The organism is Streptomyces sp. SDr-06, from assembly GCF_003324565.1.
Taxonomy (GTDB): domain Bacteria; phylum Actinomycetota; class Actinomycetes; order Streptomycetales; family Streptomycetaceae; genus Streptomyces.
In genome coordinates, this window is sequence record NZ_QOLA01000041.1 from 1 (window position 1) to 15,471 (window position 15,471).

Genomic DNA, 15,471 nt, shown 5'->3' on the forward strand with positions numbered 1-15,471 from the left:
CGTCGCGGGCCTCGCCCTCGGCGCGGCCACCGGACAGCTCACCCTCGGCATCGCCATGGCCGTCATCGGCACCGCCATGGCCTGGGGCGACCAGTGGCTCATCCTCCGCACCCTCCGCCACGCCCAGGCCACCCAGACCAAGGCTGCCTGAGGGGCCGTCGGGTGACCGACACCCACCGCGAAGCCGCCAACCCGCGAACCGCAACAGGGCCCCGCCGCACACAGCGGCCCGGGCCCCTTCGGTATGTCCGACACATACGGGCGGGGCCGGAGCATCGCCGTACGCCCAGAACGAAGAGGCCCGGATCCACCAGGGATCCGGGCCTCTTCCATGCAGTAGCGGGGACAGGATTTGAACCTGCGACCTCTGGGTTATGAGCCCAGCGAGCTACCGAGCTGCTCCACCCCGCGTCGGTGAACCCCACCCTACGGCATCGAACACGCGCGCCGTCCCGCGCCCAGCCACGACCGCCAACCCGAGCACGCGAAGGCCCTGGGTCCCGCCGTTGCCGGCGGGGGCCAGGGCCATCAGGCGCGTCCCGTGTCGCGCCCGGTGTCAGGCGGCCAGCGAGTGGCGCTCGGACACGTCCGTCGCGAGCATCAGGTTCACCACCGCGACGACGCTCTCCAGCAACGCCTGGGTGCCGAGGACCAGTTGCTCGTCCGGGGTGTGCTCCAGGTTGGAGTGGCTGTAGCCGCCCGTGCTCGGCACGAAGATCATGGCCGTCGGGACCTTCGTGCTCATCACGCTGGCGTCGTGCCCGGCGTAGCTCAGCATCCGCTCGAAGCGCTCGGAGTTGCGGACGCAGACCTGCTCCACCGTGTCGACGAGCCGCGTGTCGAACTCCGCGACCGGCTTCGCCGACGTCGTACGCAGCCCGGCCGTGCACTTCTCCTCACTTGCGATCCGCTGCAACTCCTCGCCCAGAAGCGCCTCGATCCCGTCCAGGGCCTTCTCGGAGCCCGCACGTACCTCCACCTGTACGGTGGCCCGGCCCGGTACCACGTTCGGCGCGTTGGGCTCCAGGACGATGGAGCCCACGTTGCCGATCGAGGTCGCGTCGATGTTCCGGCACACGTCCCGCACCAGCGCTCCGAAGCGCGTCGCCACCCGCCCCGCGTCGGCGCGCAGCTCGAACGGCGTGGTGCCCGCGTGGTTCTCCTGGCCGTCGATCTCGACCAGGTAGCGACGCACCCCGACGATGCCCGTCACGGCGCTCAGGTCCAGTTCGGCGCGCTCCATGCGGGGGCCCTGCTCGACGTGGAGTTCGAGGTAGCCCATCAGCTCCTGCACGTGGGGGTTCTCGCTGAGGGCCGTCGAGCCGACGAGGCCTCCGTTCGACTGGAGGGTGACCCCCTCCTCGTCGTAGAACGCGACCGTCTCCAGGTAGTCGGCGGCGGGGTGGTTCGCCTCGTGCAGGGTGCGCAGGACCTCCATGGCCGCGATCACTCCGTACGCCCCGTCGAGGTGGCCGCCGCCCGGGACGGTGTCGGCGTGGGAGCCGATGAGCAGCCAGGGACCCTCGCTGTCGGTCCGGCGGCTGAACACGTTGCCGATCTCGTCCCGCCAGGTGTGGAGCCCGGCGACGCGCATCGTCTTGTCGATCCAGTCGCGCCCGGCCAGATCGGCGGCGGAGCCGGCCACCCGGTACAGGCTTCCCCTGGGGTCGGCGCCGATCTGACCGAGGTGGGTGAGGTCGGACAGCAGGCGCTCGGCGTTGATGGTCGGGAAGGACATGGCGGTATTCCTGATCCTGTTCGTTGAGCGGAAGTTGAGCTGAAGTTGCGTGGGAAGTCGCGTGGGACGCTGAGTGGAAGGGGGCAAACGCCGGTGGGCGTTCGAGGGACGACGGGGCGTCCCGATCGGATGGCCGACGTCAGGCCCTCGTGGAGCGCGGGCCCCGACGGTCGGCCGCAGGGGACTCGGCGGGCTCGGCATCGGCTGCGGCCGACGCGGCGCGCTTGGCGGTGGCGCCCGAGCCGAGCGCGATGCCCACGATGATGAGGCCCATGCAGGCGATCTGGATGGGCGTCGTCGGCTCGCCGAGGGCGAAGAAGGAGACGACGGCCACGAACACGGGCTGCAGGTAGTAGATGAACCCGGCGCGGGTGGCGCCGATCAGGTCGATGGCCTTGTTCCAGGTGAAGTACGCGACGGCCGACGAGCACACTCCGATGTAGAGGAGCGCTCCGACGGTGCCGCCGCTCGGCGTGAAGCCGCCCTGGGTGGCGAGGCTCACCGCGTACACCGGTGCCAGCATCAGCGTGCCGAGGACGAACGTGGTGAAGAGGAACGCGAGTCCGGTCAGCCCCTGCGGCTTGCGGCGCACCATCGCGCTGTATCCGGCGAACGTCGCCGTGGCCAGCAGCATCAGCAGGTCGCCCGTGGAGAACTGCATGCCGAGAAGGACCGAGAGCGAGCCCTTGCTGACGAGCGCGATCACTCCGAGGAGCGCGATGACCAGACCGGCCGCGCGCCGTCGTGTGACGCGTTCGCCGCCGGTGAGCACGCCGAACCCGACGATCATCGCGGGCGAGGTGGCGGCGATGAGAGCCAGGTTGGTGGCCGAAGTACTGCGGCCCGCCTGGTAGATGAGGGTGTTGAACAGGGTCACGCCGAGCAGGGCCGCGACGGTGAGGAAGCCCAGGTGCTTGCGGATCAGGGCCCGCTGCCGCCAGGTCTGCGCGGCGGCCAGCGGCGCGACCGCCAGCATCGCGATCGTCCACCGCCAGAACGCGGTCTGGACCGGCGGGACCGTCTCGTGCAGGGCGCGTGCGATGACGAAGTTGCCCGACCAGATCAGCGTGGCCGCCGTGGCCAGGATCGGCCCCAGCCACAGAGCGAGCGAGCGCTTCGCGGACCGCGCCGGGGCGGTGGACGGCGTACCCGCGGAATCCGTCTCGGGGGCTTTCGTATCGAGGGCCACGGTGTTTCTCGTTCCTTGTCGGCGGGGCAGAAGGGCGGTCGGCGGCGCGTGGTGTCCGGACGGGGGCGGGGCCGCCGCGACGCAGTCACCGTCGGAGGCGGCCGATCCCGCCCCGTCGTCCGGGCGCTTTCGACGACTGAAGACTCCTTCGCACCGCTCCCGATCCGGTACCGCCTCGCTCCCGCCCCGCCACCACCGGGCGCCCGGGCGGCGGGAGCCAGGCAGGAACGGGTGCCCGGCTCACCTGCCAAGACGGCCCTGTACCGCCTCGCGGACCAGCCCTATGATCGCGGGCGAGCCTCTGACCAGGACTTTGTCGGAGGGGAACGGGGGAACGATGACGACGTACGACAGCGGGGAACCGCGCTTCAACGTCCTGGGTCCGCTGGAGGGCTGGGCGGACGGGAAGCGTCTGCGACTCGGCGGAGCGATCCACGAGCGCGTCCTGGCCGGGCTTCTTCTGGAGGCGGGCCGCACGGTTCCCGTGACCCGCCTCGTCGAGGCCGCCTGGAACGACGACCCGCCCGCGACCGCCACCCACCAGGTGCGCAAGGCCGTCGCCGAGCTGCGCCGACGCATACCGGGCGGCGGTGACATCGTCGTCACCGACGGCCCCGGTTACCGGGCCGTCCTCGGCGAAGGTCAGCTGGATCTCACGGAGTTCAGCGCCGCGGTACGCCGGGCCGCCCGCGCCACCGAGGAGCGTCAGCCCGACCAGGCCGCCGACGCGCTGCGCCGGGCCCTCGACCTGTGGCGCGGCCCCGCCTTGTCGGGCACGGGCAGCGACCTCCTGGAATCCGTCGCGACCACCCTGGAAGAACGCCGCGTCGCCGCCGCCGAACAGCTCGCCGAGCTGCGTCTGGCGGCGGGCGAGACCGGCGAACTCGTGGCCGACCTGCGCGACCTCGTCGCGCGGTACCCCCTGCGCGAGACCCTGCGCGGTCACCTCATGCTCGCCCTGTACCGCGGCGGACGGCAGGCCGAGGCCCTGGAGGAGTACGGCAAGGTCCGCGACCTCCTCGTCGAGGAACTCGGCATCGACCCCAGCTCCCGGCTCAGCGGCCTGTACGAGGCGATCCTGCGCGAGGCGCCCGAACTGCGGGCACCGCAGCGGCAACCCACCCCCGCACCCGCCCACTCCGCCTCGGCCGCCGAACCGGCCGGGACGGCGGAGCGAAGGGACCGCCCGGAACAGCCCGAGACGCCGACGCCACCCCCGGGACAAGCCGAGTCGCCCAAGGCGCCGTGCACCCTGCCGTACGGCCTCGCGGACTTCACCGGCCGCGAACGGGAACTCGCCGCGCTCCACGCCGCCATGACCGGCCCCGGCGAACCGGGCCGCACCGGCGGCATCGTGGCGATCGACGGCATGGGCGGCAGCGGCAAGACCTCCCTCGCCGTGCACGCCGCCCACCGGGCCGCCGCCGACTTCCCCGACGGCCAACTCCACATCGACCTGCGCGGGTTCACCCCCGGCGAGAGTCCGGTGATGCCCGCAGCGGCACTCGACACGCTGCTCCGCGCGCTCGGCACCCCCGGTGACCACATCCCCGACGACCTCGCGGGCCGCACCGCACGCTGGCGCTCCACCCTCGCGGGCCGGCGTGTGCTGCTCCTGCTCGACAACGCCGCGGACGCCGCCCAGGTCCTGCCGCTGCTGCCCGCCGCACCGGGCTGCCTCGTGCTGGTCACCAGCCGCGAACGCCTCGTCGATCTCGACGGCGCCGCCTGGATCTCGGTGGGCCCCATGTCGCCCGAGGACGGCACCCTGCTCCTGGAGGAGGTGCTCGGCCGGGCCCGCGTCGCCGCCGAACCGCAGGCCGCCGAGGACCTCGTGCAGCTGTGCGGAAGGCTCCCGCTCGCGCTGCGCATCGTCGCCGCGCGCCTGCGCAACAGGCCGCGCTGGACGGTGAGCTACCTCGCCGACCGGCTGCGCGACGAGACCCACCGCCTGGAGGAACTGAGCGCGGGCGAACGCAGCGTCGCCGCCACCCTCCAGCTCTCCTACCAAGCCATGGAGGAGGAACACCGCACGGCGTTCCGCGTCCTTGGACTGCATCCCGGCGCGGACATCGACGCGTACGCCGCGGCCGCCCTCCTCGCCACCGACCCGCGCGGCGCCGAGTCGGTCCTCGAACGCCTCCTGGACGTCCACCTGCTGCAACAGCCCGACATCGGCCTTTACCGCTTCCACGATCTCGTACGGACCTTCGCGCAGGACCAGAGCCGGCCCGCCACCCAGCAGGACGACGCGGCAGCCGTACGCCGCCTGCTCGACTACTACCTGACCGCGACCGAGGCGGCCTGCACCTGCCTGTTCCCCGGCCGCAACCAGCGCCCCACCCAACTCCCGCCCTACGAAGGGGAGTTGCCTCGTTTCACGGACATGGAGCAGACCCGGCGCTGGTTCGACCACGAGCACACCAGCCTCGTCGCGTCCGTGTCCCTCGCCGACCGGCACGGCCTCGACCGGCACACCGTCAGCCTCACCCGCAACATCGTGTTCCGGCTCAACGCGCTCGGTCGCTTCCAGGAGTACAAGGACCTCAGCCGCATCGCCGCCACCGCGGCCCGCCGCACCGACGACCTGGCCGTGCTCGGCGTCACCCTGTCCAACCTCAGCGTCGCGTGCTGGAAACTCGGCCACCTCGAAGAGGGCATCCAGGCCGCCACCGAAGGCCGTGACATCGCGGCCCAGCTCGGCGACCAGCTCACCGAGGCACACGGCGAGTCCACGATCGGGCTCCTCCTCACCGTCCTCGGCCGGCACGCCGAGGCCCTGCCCCGCCTGGAGCGTGCCCGCTCCCTGGAGCAGGAACTGGGGGTGCCGCGCGCCGAGGCCGAGACCCTCACCAACCTCAGCACCCTGTACGCACAGTGGGGCAGATACGACGAAGCGGCCGACATGGCCCGCGCCGCCCTCGCCGTCCACGACCGCCTCGACTACCGCGACAGCCATGTCATGGCCCTCACCGACCTGGCGTTCGCCCACGTCGGCCTCGGCGCCCACGCGGAGGCCCGCGACTGCCTGCGCCGGGCCCGTGAACGCTGCCACCCGTCGAGCCCGCCGGGCGACGTCGCCCTCGCCCTCGCCCTGTCCGCCGAGGTGGAGGACCGCTTCGGCGGCGCCGATGCGGCGCGGTACGCCGACGAGGCCCTGCGGCTGGCCCGCGCGAGCGGCACCCCCACCCGGCAGGCCAAGGTCGAGAACCTCGTCGGACGCTTCCACGCACGACGCGGCGAGCACGAGCGGGCGGCGCCGCTGCACCGCCACGCGCTCGAACTCGCCGCCGCCATCCACTACCGCGCCGAGGAAGCAGGCGCCCTGTACGGCCTGGCCCAAACCGCCGAAGCGACAGCCGACCCGGCGTCGGCGGCCCGCTACCGCGCGGCCGCCGACGAACTGAGCGCCCTCATGCAAGGCCCCGCCGCACCGCTCACCTGCTGAGGGGCAGCGACTGCACGACGACGGTGGGGCCCATGCTGTCGGCCAGCACCGAGGTCGGCCCCTTGCTGTCCGCGAGCGCCGGTGCACCAGAACCCTGCGAGACCGCACCGGCGACGCCGAGCCCCAGAGCGAGAACGGCCGCCGCGAAGACGCCGACGAACTTGGTGAGGGAGCTGCGCATGGTGTCGTCCTTCAGGTGAGAAGTGGTGCTGACCGCTGTGACACCACAGATGCTGCTGCGCCCCCTTCCCGAACCGATCCCGCCCCGTTCCCGACGGATCCCCCGGCCCTTCCCGCACCGGCCCGGGGGAGGGGGGAACGGACGAGGGAGGGCCGTTGCGGCGGGTGCTGCCGGGAGGGAGGCCGTGGCGGAGATGATGCCGCCGCTCGCGGGAGCGACGAGGCTGCCGAGCCCCGGACCGGCAGTCGGCCAACCAACGAGGTCGTCCCGGGTCCACACGCCCCGGACAGGAAGGGCAGTCGACGGCAAGACTCCGGCCCCGCCATCCACCACCCTCACCTGGACAAGAGCCACGGCCCGCTCGGTGGCCGCCCCGCGAGCACGCCCAGCACATCCACGACGACGTCCCGCCCGGTGCCGTACGCTGCCGCCGAAGGGACCGAACCCCCTGCCACCTCCACCTCCGCGATACGGGGCCCGGCCGGGGTCAGCACCACCCACGTCCGTACGAAACCGAACTCGAGCCCCACGAGGTCGAGCAGTGCGCGCACGACGGTCCGTGCCGTCACCACCTGTCCAGGGGCGTCGATGAGAGGTTCAACCGCCTTGCCGCGCACGGCAGTTACGTCGATCACTTCATGCATCCCCGCATGGCTGAAGGTCTCCACCACCACCTCGGACCCGGCAAGGTGCTCCTCCAGGACGCACGGCATGCGGGGGGACCGCCGCGCCCACGCGTCGAACTGGGACCTGCTCCGGATGACCTCGCCCCGGCCCCGTCCCGCGCCGCTCTTGATGACGAAGGGGTACGGGAACCCCTCGGCCCAGGACAGCGCGGCGACCACCGACGAGACCCGTACGGCCCGTACCACCGACACCCCGCCCTGGTTGAGCACGCGCCGCAGAACGGCCGGATCGGCGAGCCCCTCAAGCGCTCGGCCGTGCCCCGGGTACAGCTCCAGCAGGGCCAGTCCGACAGCTAGTCGGGCCCCGGGGAGGTCGCCGAAGTACAGGATGTGCGTGATGCCGAAAGCGCGCGCGGTCTCGACGAGCAGGGTGCGCAGAGCGCCGACGTCGTCCATGTCACCCAGCAACTGCCGCTCAGCGGGCTCCACGTGAGGGGGTGGGCCCTGACGGCCGTCCCATACGAGCCACGCGTCGAGCCCCAGGACCGCGACCGATTCCAGTACCCGCGTTTCCGGCAGCACGAGCAACACCCGCCGCACGTTCCCGCTCATCGCGTTCTCCTCCCAGCACAAGGCATGCAGGGAAGGTGCCGCCAACTCTTCCCGTCGGCGTCCCGCTTGGGTCCCGTACCGATGCGAGAGCACGCCGGGCAGGAGAGTCCGAGCCCGTGGCGCGGTCCGGATCCGGGCGGAGCCCGCGGCGAGTTGTCCGTGAAATCTCCCGGAATTGTCCGAGATCTGTAACGGAGGCATCCCCCGTCCGCGATCCGTCATCCCATCAAGTGGTTGCGATGTGACCGGGATCGGCGAAGGACTGCGGGAAAGAGGCGGACATGGCGCGGCACGACGGCAGGCGGGGCTGGTACGGCAAGGTGATCGGGGCGGCGATCGGCGTGACGATGCTCGCCACGGGCGCCTCGGTCTGGACCGCGCAGGCCGGTTCCGCGGACTCGTCACCCAAGGCGGCCGCGTCGGCCACGCCGGGCGGCGACGTCAAGCCGGTCGAGACGACCATCGCGCACTCCTCGGACGCCGGACCGCGCGGCATCAACATCACCATCGACGACGGCCCCGACCCGGTGTGGACGCCCAAAGTGCTGGACCTGTTGCGGGAGTACGGCGTGAAGGCCACGTTCTGCATGGTGGGTACGCAGGCCCAGGCCCACCCGGATCTCGTGAAGAAGGTGGTGGCGGCCGGGCACCGGCTCTGCGACCACACGGTGTCGCACAACACCGGCATGGACAAGAAGCCCGAGGCCTACCAGTCGCAGCAGATACTCGACGCCGAAAGCATGATCACCAAGGCGTCCGGGGGAGTGCGGCCGATGTACTACCGGGCACCCGGTGGGGCCTTCACTCCCTACAGCCGCGATCTCGCCGCCTCCCGGGGCATGCGCCCGCTGGGCTGGAACGTGGACAGCAAGGACTTCGAACGGCCCGGAACGGACGCCATCGTCGCCACGGTCGAGCGCGAGCTGCACAACGGCCCGACCGTCCTCTTCCACGACGCGGGCGGCGACCGGACCCAGACGGTGGCGGCCCTGCGCCGCCTGCTGCCCCAGCTGAAGCAGCAGGGCTACTCCTTCGGTTTCCCGGTGCACTGAGCGCGCGTACGGCCGGAGTGATACGGGGCCGCGTATCGGCCCTGGGTGCAACTGGGGCCGCGTATCGGCCCTGTGCGGGACCGGCGGTGCGGGACCGGCGGATGCCCCCGGCCTGCACGCGGCTCAGGGCCGGACCGGTTGCGGTCCGGCCCTTTCGCCGTCCCCGGTCAGTCCTGGGCGAAGCCGCGGAAGGTTCCCGAGTCGTCAGCGGCGTCGGCGAATTCCGCGAAGTCCATGTTCCCGAGGCTGAGGTTGGCCGAGATGTCGGGAAACCACTGAGGCGGGACCCTGACGGTTCGCCCGGGCTCGTCCGCGAGGTCCACGGCCAGGAGCGGACGGTCGGGATCCGTCATCGTGGTGGAGTCGGCCACGAACAGGTAGGTGATCTGGTCGTCCTCCTCAGCCGCGGACTCTTCGTCCAGCAGGGATTGGACACTCACGCGGTCGAAGCGGACGTCGCTGACAAAGGTGGCGTGGGAGTACTCGTCAGCTGCGTCGAGCGCGGTACGCACCGCATCCCAGGCAACCTCGTCACTGAAGTCAGTACGCAGGACCAGCGAATTCAGATCGTCGGGCTGAGGCAGAGGCATGTCTCTGAGCCTCTCACCCGGCACTGACATCGCTCCTTGCTCCGGTCCGCGCCGCCCGACGGCATCGGGACCTCCGGGCATGGGCCAGCACGTCGGCCCCGCCGAGCGGGTTCGGCCGTCCCAAGGTGCCGTCGCGGTGGGTCAGAGCACGGCGAGGCGGTCCACCAGCAGCTCCACCCGCTGCTCGGTGTACTCCACCGGAAGCCGACCCGTCCGGCTCAGCGTCGCGATCCCGTGCAAGGACGCCCAGAACACCTCGGTGAACAGCCCCGGCTCGACGCCGTCCCCGGCGACCTCGGCGAGGCACTCCAGCAGGGCCGCGAAGGCGTCCTTGAGCGGTTCGGGGGTGTCCTCCTGTGCGTAGGCCAGGCCGCCGTCGAGCTGGAACAGGGCGTCGTAGACCGCCGGGTGGTGCTCGGCGAAGTCGAGATAGGCGCGGGCGAGTGCGGCGACGCGGGCACGCTGTCCGTCCGCGGCGGCGGTCGCGGTCGCGGCCCGCAGCGCGACGGCCAGCTCGCCGGCGCCCTGGAGGGCGACAGCGCCGATGATCTCCCGTTTGCCGCGGAAGTGGCTGTAGAGGACGGGCTGGCTGTACTCGATGCGCTCGGCGAGCCGACGCGTGGTGACCGCGTCCCAGCCCTGTTGCTCGGCGAGTTCGCGGGCCGTCGCCACGATGAGCCGCTCGCGGCTCGCCCGCTCCCGCTCCTTGCGTTCCTTTACCGACATAACTCGATCCTAGCACCGCTAGACAGGAGAGCGGCAGCAGGTCTAGCGTTACTTCAACGGCTAGCAGTGCTAGAAATCTGGAGGGGTTGTCATGCTCAACGCGCTTGAGGTCGTCACCACCGTGGTCGTCGGCCTACTGGTGGGGGTGGAGTTCTCCGTCGCCTTCGTCATGAACCCGATCTTCAACGCACTCCCCGACGACGCCAGTCAGCTGGGCCGCAGCCACGGCGGCCGGATGCTCGGCGCCCTCATGCCGTTCTGGTACATCGGGTCGGTCGTCCTCTGCGCGCTCTGGGCTGTCGCCGGTTGGCACCACGAGGGCACCGGCCTGGTCGTCGCCGGCGTCGCGCTGCTGATCGTCAGCGTGATCATGTCGCTGCTGGTGCTCGTCCCGATCAACAACCAGGGCAAGACATGGACCCCCGAGAACCGTCCCGAGGACTGGAAGGAGCAGATGAACCGCTGGAACCGCTGGCACTACGGCCGCGTCGCGGTCATCATCGCCGCCTTCACCCTGCTCGTCGCGGCCCTGGTCTGACGCCAAGTCCGGTAAGGCGCAGGCTGGTTGGCCCGCCTGCGTCGCCTCCCGCCCCGGCGTGAGCCCGAGAGCGCCTCGTACCTCGTTGCTCGGGCCGACCCGCGCCGACGGCGTACAACCCCTGCTCCGGGAGCGGCGAGTGGCGACCGCGGAGCATCCGGCAACACGGCCTCCGCTCAGATCCCACAGCCGCGCCCGCGCACGAGCCATACCCCTCGATCAGCCGCGCCCGCGCGGCCGGATCGAGGACCAGACGACAGAGCAAGCCCCCGAAGTTCACCAAGTCGGCGAAGACTCGCTAGGAGACGACCCATGTCGCTGAAGAAGATCAATACCGTCCTGGCCGCCGCCTTCATTCTCTTCATCCTCTGGTTCGGGACGGAGTTCATCCTGAGCCCGCAGACGACGGCGCCGGGCTTCGGCCTGCCGAGCTGGCCGTCCGGCGACGGAGGCGGCTTCCTGGTCATCAAGGGAATCCGCGACGTCGTCATGGCCCTGGTCCTGGGCGTCCTGCTGGTGACGGGTCAACGCCGGGCGCTGGGCTGGGTGCTGCTGGTGGAGGCCCTCGCCGCGTACGGTGACATGACGACCGTGCTGAGCCACCACGGCTCCGTGGCCACCGCGCTCGGCGTCCATGGCCTGACAGCGACGCTGATGGTGCTCAACGGCCTGCTGATCATGCGTGAGACCCCCAAGGTCGCGGCCGTTGCGGCGCGGGCCGCCTGACGCGCGAGCACTCCGATCGAGACTCCCCTCACGAGGATGGCTGGCTGGGTCTGAGCGCCAGTAACCACCTGAGTACGGAACTGAGTACGACCGCTCAGGACCGTACCCGGCCGGAAGCCGGAAGCTGGGGCCATGACAACACCGCCCTCCGTGTACGTGCCTCCCTTGCCCCCTGCCCCGCCGATTCCGCCCGCGCGGCGGCGTACCAGGCGCACTTGGATCGCCGTTGCGCTCCTTGTGGTGCTGCTCGCCGCGACGGCATGGTGGGTGACCCAGGACGACAACGACTCCCCGCTGGCGGGGCGGCCGCGTGTGACGGACACCGCGGCCCGCCTCTCGTACGCCATACCCGAGGGCTGGAAGCGCAACGACAGTAAGGGCCTGATCCAGGCCTTCACTTCCTCGATCGCCACGAAAGGGCCCGACGGCCACGGCGGAGCCGTCGTGCTCGCCGGTCGCGCCGCACCCCTCGACGAGCCCGCCCTGCAGCAGCGAACGGAGACGGCGGCGCGGTCCAATGCCGAGTTCTTCTACCCGGACAGCAAGGCGACGGTGCAGGAGTCCCGGCCCACGACGGTCAGCGGCCGTCCCGCGTACACCGTGGTACTGAGCGTGCTTGACGACACCGGGAGGGCAGGGCGGTTGCGTCTGACGATCATCGCGCAGAGCAGTGACCAGTCGGCCTTCCTGCTCGGCGTCACCGAGTCGCCCGAATCGACCGACAGTCGCGTGGCCGATGCGGTCCTGGCCAGTGCGGCGGTGGGGTAGCGCGGTGCACCGGTGGACGCCATTCGAAGCTGGAGCAGGCCTTACCTGCTGCGTGAGAAGGCCTCCGGGCGGCAGCCGGGGAGCGGGGACACGGCACGGGCCCCGATCCGGTCAGGTGGTGATCGCGAAGCCGCAACGTCCGGCGGCAGAAGCCTGATTGGCCCGAATCCGGCCACCCTCGGTGCGTTTCCGCTAGGGGAGCGTGCGGAGGACGGAGATCTGAGGCAGCCCCAACCCGCTGGACAGTCTGGCGAAGTCCCGTTTCGTGGCCGCTGCCCCCGCCGTTCAGATGTAGATCGCCCCACTCTCTACCCTCAAGACATGAACACGTTTCGTGGCGGCGAGGGCCGGTGTCTGGAGATGACCAATGGCGGCACGGCGGTGTTTGTGGATGTGCTGATGCTCGCCGTGTCCGCGCTGGCCCACAAGCCGTGGGACTTCCGCTTCGCCGCTCTGCTGACGCTGCAGGACCAGAACGTGATGGGCCGCGGGATGGTCGGCTTCGACTTGGCGGAGCTCGACTGGGGAGCCACGCCGCCGGAGCGGGCGGCGGCCAAGGACTTCCTGCTGCGCGTCCTCGATCTGGCGCTCTCTCGTCACCGGTGGGGGGACCTGACCTATGAGCCGGCCCGCGTCGAGGGATACCTGACCACGTACCGGGCGATGGTGGAGGAGTTCGACCCCGCGACCGCGCAGGGCACGGACGTCCTGCCAGGGCCGGACGAGGCAGCGATGGCATCCTGTGTCCGCCACCGGGTGCTCGACGCGCTGCCGTTCTGGGAGGCGTGCGTGTTCTGTACGGCTGGGGTCTGAGGGGGACAGGTTCAGTACCGGTTGTGAGGTCCCGCCATCCGCGCCCTCCGAGCCCGTGGTCGGCTACACCCCGACGCGATGTCCGAGACCGGGGGCTCCGAGGAATGGGTGGGGCTGGGAAGTCGCCCGCGTGGCGCGTTCGGCATGCACCCTGACGACAGACGCCGTGGTCGTGGTGGCTAGTTGGTGGTGTGGGTGGGATAGACCTGGACGTCGCCGTAGGAGCCCTTGATCTGTCCTGCTCCCGTGGGCCAGTTCAGGGTGACGCTGTGGGTCTCGTTCGGGGGTGTCACCTGGATGTTGGTGGGGTGGCTGAGGCTCTTGCCGCTGGTGTCGATGGTGTACGCGATGTCGAAGACGGCGGCGTCGCCAGGCTTGAGGGTGGTGATGCGGGGCTGGGCGGAGCCGCGCTCGATGGGGGTGGAGGTGTGGTCGGCGTCCTTGATGTCGACACCCGCGAAGCCCGTCGCGGAGCAGGTGGTCGAACCTCGGTTGATCATCGTGACGTTGATCCTGCCGGAGGTCTTGTCGGGCGCGGCGTTGGCGGCGTCGATGGCCAGGTCCTTCGTCTTGCAGAACGTGCTCTTGCCCGACCCGCTCCCACCGCCCGCGCTGGATCCGGTTCCCGCGGTGGAGCCCTTGCTTCCGGAGTTGCTTCCTCCCGAGGCCTTGCCCGCGGAGTCGCTTCCGCTGCCCTGGCTGCCGCCGGTGGCCGGGGCGGCGGTGTTCCCGGCGGGGGTACCGGTGGCGGGACCCTGCGCGGCGTTGTCGTCACCGTTCTGGCATGCGGTCATCAGCAGGGTGCTGCTGAGGAGGGCGGCGGAGACGAGGATGGCCTTGCGGCGGTTGCCGTACATGAAGTACCCCTTGGAAGCGCGTAGTTGGAGCTGAACCGTTTCGGCTCGTTCGTGGGTGCTCGATCACTATGGACAGGCTGTGCGCCGCGGGGACAGGGGTGTTGTCGCTCCACGACACCGTTGTCACCGTCTGGTGACATGATCACCGGGGCCCCTGAGGGCGCCATCCTCCGCCCGTGAACGGCCGTGGCCCCGCTCGCCGAGCAGGCCCATGGCGCTGGGGCGCGGCCACTGAGCAGGCAATACCGCCCGCACCCGGGACGCAGGCCGGGGTTGGCCCCGGGGCGGCCTGCCCCCCTGGTGCGTGTGCCGGTGTAACACCACCACGCCCTCACGTCGGGCCAGACGGCGCCGCGGACAGCGCGCTGCTCACGAAGGTGGTGACAGCGTGGACGACCGGGCCCGGCTCGGCCCCGCGCCGCCTCCATCTGCCGCAGTGAACTGCTTGCCCCTTCCGGCCGTTCTTTCAACTCCTATGCCGATTACCGCAATTGGCGCCAAAGCGGCCCACTGTGATGCGGCCATGCCCGCCGCTCCCGTGGCCGCGAGGGGGACATGCGGTCATCCGGCCGCAACCACTCAAAAGGCTGACGCGGGCGCTCTCGGAGAGCCACAGGTACGGCAGGCTTTGGACAGCACCCGTCCGCGCCATCAGATTGGATCACTGAGCCTAATGATCATTCCTCAGGGTCGCCGTGCCATGACGGAGGCCGACATCGCCGAGAGGATGGGCCTGACGCTCCACGCCTGGCGGATGCGCCACGCCGTCGACTTCCGCGCCCGGGTCAAGGTCATGAACCCGGAGGAGCGCCTCAAGTTGTACGACGAGGAGCAGGCCCTCGCCTTCATCGCGGGCCGGCCCATCCCGCCCCGCCCCGAATCGTTCGCGCCGCAACCCGGCGATCTGCTGAACGTCCGCGCGGCCTCCGTCGTGCTCGGTGTCTCCCCAAAGGCCGTCCGCGCCTACGGCAAAACGGGTGGCCTCGACGAGGGGGAAGAACGCCACGGGCATCGATGGTGGCGCCGCGCCACCGTCATGGCCCGCCTGGAGGCGAACCGCCACCAGCCCGAGCGGACCGGCGTGCGCCGCTCGGTCACTGCCGCCCGCGAGGCGGAAGTCGCGGCCGAGCTTGCCCGCGCCGCGGCAGGCCGGCGCCCAGACGTCACCGAGGCCGAGCTCGCCGAGCGTTACGACGTGAGCACCCGCACTGCCCAGCGCCTCCTCGTGACCGCACGCCGCTACGGGACAACCCAAGAGTCTCGCACTGCGAGTCCGTCGTGACGGTGCGTCCCTCCCGCTCTGCGCCGCCAGACACGGGGCGGGCTTACGCAGGGCGCAGAGAACACGGGGAAGCCTCCAGAGAATCGGGCGTCGCCGGGGCGGCGGGGGAGCTGACCTTCAGGGACCGGGAGCCCGCAACTCCCGTCCCGGCTACGGGCTTTCGCCCCGACGCGGTGTTCAGTCGTCGCTGAGGAAGTCGCGATCCGGCGTGAGCGTCCACGCTGGTGCTTGTGGAAGACGCTCTGAGCGCGCTACGGGGTGAGGAGGGCAGGGGGCGACGCCCTGCCATGGCACCCCGTTCCGGAGCAGGGCACGACCAACGCCT

14 protein-coding genes and 1 tRNA gene are annotated in these 15,471 nt (G+C 71.0%); 7 read left to right on the plus strand and 8 right to left on the minus strand.

Going from position 1 to position 15,471, the window contains the following annotated elements:
* Window positions 1-337: 337 nt before the first annotated feature.
* The 3 genes from DT019_RS37740 to DT019_RS37750 all read right to left on the minus strand — a co-directional run bounded on the left by DT019_RS37740 (window position 338) and on the right by DT019_RS37750 (window position 2,927).
* Window positions 338-411: transfer RNA gene (locus tag DT019_RS37740), tRNA-Met, on the minus strand.
* A gap of 145 nt (window positions 412-556) precedes the next feature.
* Entirely contained in the window at window positions 557-1,738 is a 1,182-nt protein-coding gene (locus DT019_RS37745; protein WP_114041523.1) for a M20/M25/M40 family metallo-hydrolase, read from the minus strand.
* A 139-nt stretch (window positions 1,739-1,877) separates the two neighbouring features.
* Complete coding sequence (locus DT019_RS37750; protein WP_114041524.1) at window positions 1,878-2,927, minus strand: DMT family transporter; 1,050 nt, start codon at window positions 2,925-2,927, stop codon at window positions 1,878-1,880.
* Window positions 2,928-3,264: 337 nt separating this feature from the next.
* Between DT019_RS37750 and DT019_RS37755 the strand changes: the two genes are divergently transcribed.
* Complete coding sequence (locus DT019_RS37755; RefSeq protein ID WP_114041525.1) at window positions 3,265-6,375, plus strand: AfsR/SARP family transcriptional regulator; 3,111 nt, start codon at window positions 3,265-3,267, stop codon at window positions 6,373-6,375.
* On the opposite strand, the gene DT019_RS37760 is transcribed toward DT019_RS37755, so the two are convergent.
* Together DT019_RS37760 and DT019_RS37765 are read right to left on the minus strand one after the other, a co-directional pair.
* Entirely contained in the window at window positions 6,365-6,556 is a 192-nt protein-coding gene (locus DT019_RS37760; protein WP_114041526.1) for a hypothetical protein, read from the minus strand. The two genes, DT019_RS37755 and DT019_RS37760, sit on opposite strands and share 11 nt — an antisense overlap.
* A gap of 335 nt (window positions 6,557-6,891) precedes the next feature.
* Window positions 6,892-7,794 carry a hypothetical protein gene (locus DT019_RS37765; protein ID WP_114041527.1) on the minus strand — a complete coding sequence of 301 codons (903 nt, stop codon included), beginning with the start codon at window positions 7,792-7,794 and terminating at the stop codon, window positions 6,892-6,894.
* A gap of 281 nt (window positions 7,795-8,075) precedes the next feature.
* Here DT019_RS37765 and DT019_RS37770 point away from each other — a divergent pair, with 281 nt between their 5' ends.
* Entirely contained in the window at window positions 8,076-8,846 is a 771-nt protein-coding gene (locus DT019_RS37770; RefSeq protein ID WP_114041528.1) for a polysaccharide deacetylase family protein, read from the plus strand.
* A 167-nt stretch (window positions 8,847-9,013) separates the two neighbouring features.
* Here the strand turns inward: DT019_RS37770 and DT019_RS37775 are convergent, their stop codons facing one another.
* Together DT019_RS37775 and DT019_RS37780 are read right to left on the minus strand one after the other, a co-directional pair.
* Window positions 9,014-9,436, minus strand: a complete 423-nt coding sequence (locus DT019_RS37775) for a DUF6924 domain-containing protein (RefSeq protein WP_147267407.1) — start codon at window positions 9,434-9,436, stop codon at window positions 9,014-9,016.
* 141 nt (window positions 9,437-9,577) lie between these two features.
* Entirely contained in the window at window positions 9,578-10,162 is a 585-nt protein-coding gene (locus tag DT019_RS37780; RefSeq protein WP_114041530.1) for a TetR/AcrR family transcriptional regulator, read from the minus strand.
* Between the two features lie 91 nt (window positions 10,163-10,253).
* Here DT019_RS37780 and DT019_RS37785 point away from each other — a divergent pair, with 91 nt between their 5' ends.
* The 4 genes from DT019_RS37785 (at window position 10,254) to DT019_RS37800 (ending at window position 13,007) form a co-directional block, all read left to right on the plus strand.
* On the plus strand, window positions 10,254-10,700 hold the full coding sequence (locus DT019_RS37785) for a DUF1772 domain-containing protein (protein ID WP_114041531.1): 447 nt from the start codon (window positions 10,254-10,256) through the stop codon (window positions 10,698-10,700).
* A gap of 312 nt (window positions 10,701-11,012) precedes the next feature.
* Window positions 11,013-11,426 carry a DUF4267 domain-containing protein gene (locus tag DT019_RS37790; RefSeq protein WP_114041532.1) on the plus strand — a complete coding sequence of 138 codons (414 nt, stop codon included), beginning with the start codon at window positions 11,013-11,015 and terminating at the stop codon, window positions 11,424-11,426.
* A 240-nt stretch (window positions 11,427-11,666) separates the two neighbouring features.
* Window positions 11,667-12,194 (plus strand): hypothetical protein, encoded by a 528-nt coding sequence (locus tag DT019_RS37795; RefSeq protein ID WP_147267408.1) that lies wholly within the window; start codon window positions 11,667-11,669, stop codon window positions 12,192-12,194.
* A 321-nt stretch (window positions 12,195-12,515) separates the two neighbouring features.
* The gene (locus tag DT019_RS37800) at window positions 12,516-13,007 is read left to right on the plus strand and encodes a hypothetical protein (RefSeq protein ID WP_114041534.1); all 492 of its coding nucleotides are present in this window, start codon (window positions 12,516-12,518) and stop codon (window positions 13,005-13,007) included.
* Between the two features lie 179 nt (window positions 13,008-13,186).
* Here DT019_RS37800 and DT019_RS37805 read toward each other — a convergent pair whose 3' ends face one another.
* Entirely contained in the window at window positions 13,187-13,864 is a 678-nt protein-coding gene (locus DT019_RS37805; RefSeq protein ID WP_114041535.1) for a DUF4232 domain-containing protein, read from the minus strand.
* 700 nt (window positions 13,865-14,564) lie between these two features.
* Here DT019_RS37805 and DT019_RS37810 point away from each other — a divergent pair.
* Entirely contained in the window at window positions 14,565-15,146 is a 582-nt protein-coding gene (locus tag DT019_RS37810) for a hypothetical protein (protein WP_114041536.1), read from the plus strand.
* Window positions 15,147-15,471 lie beyond the last annotated feature (325 nt).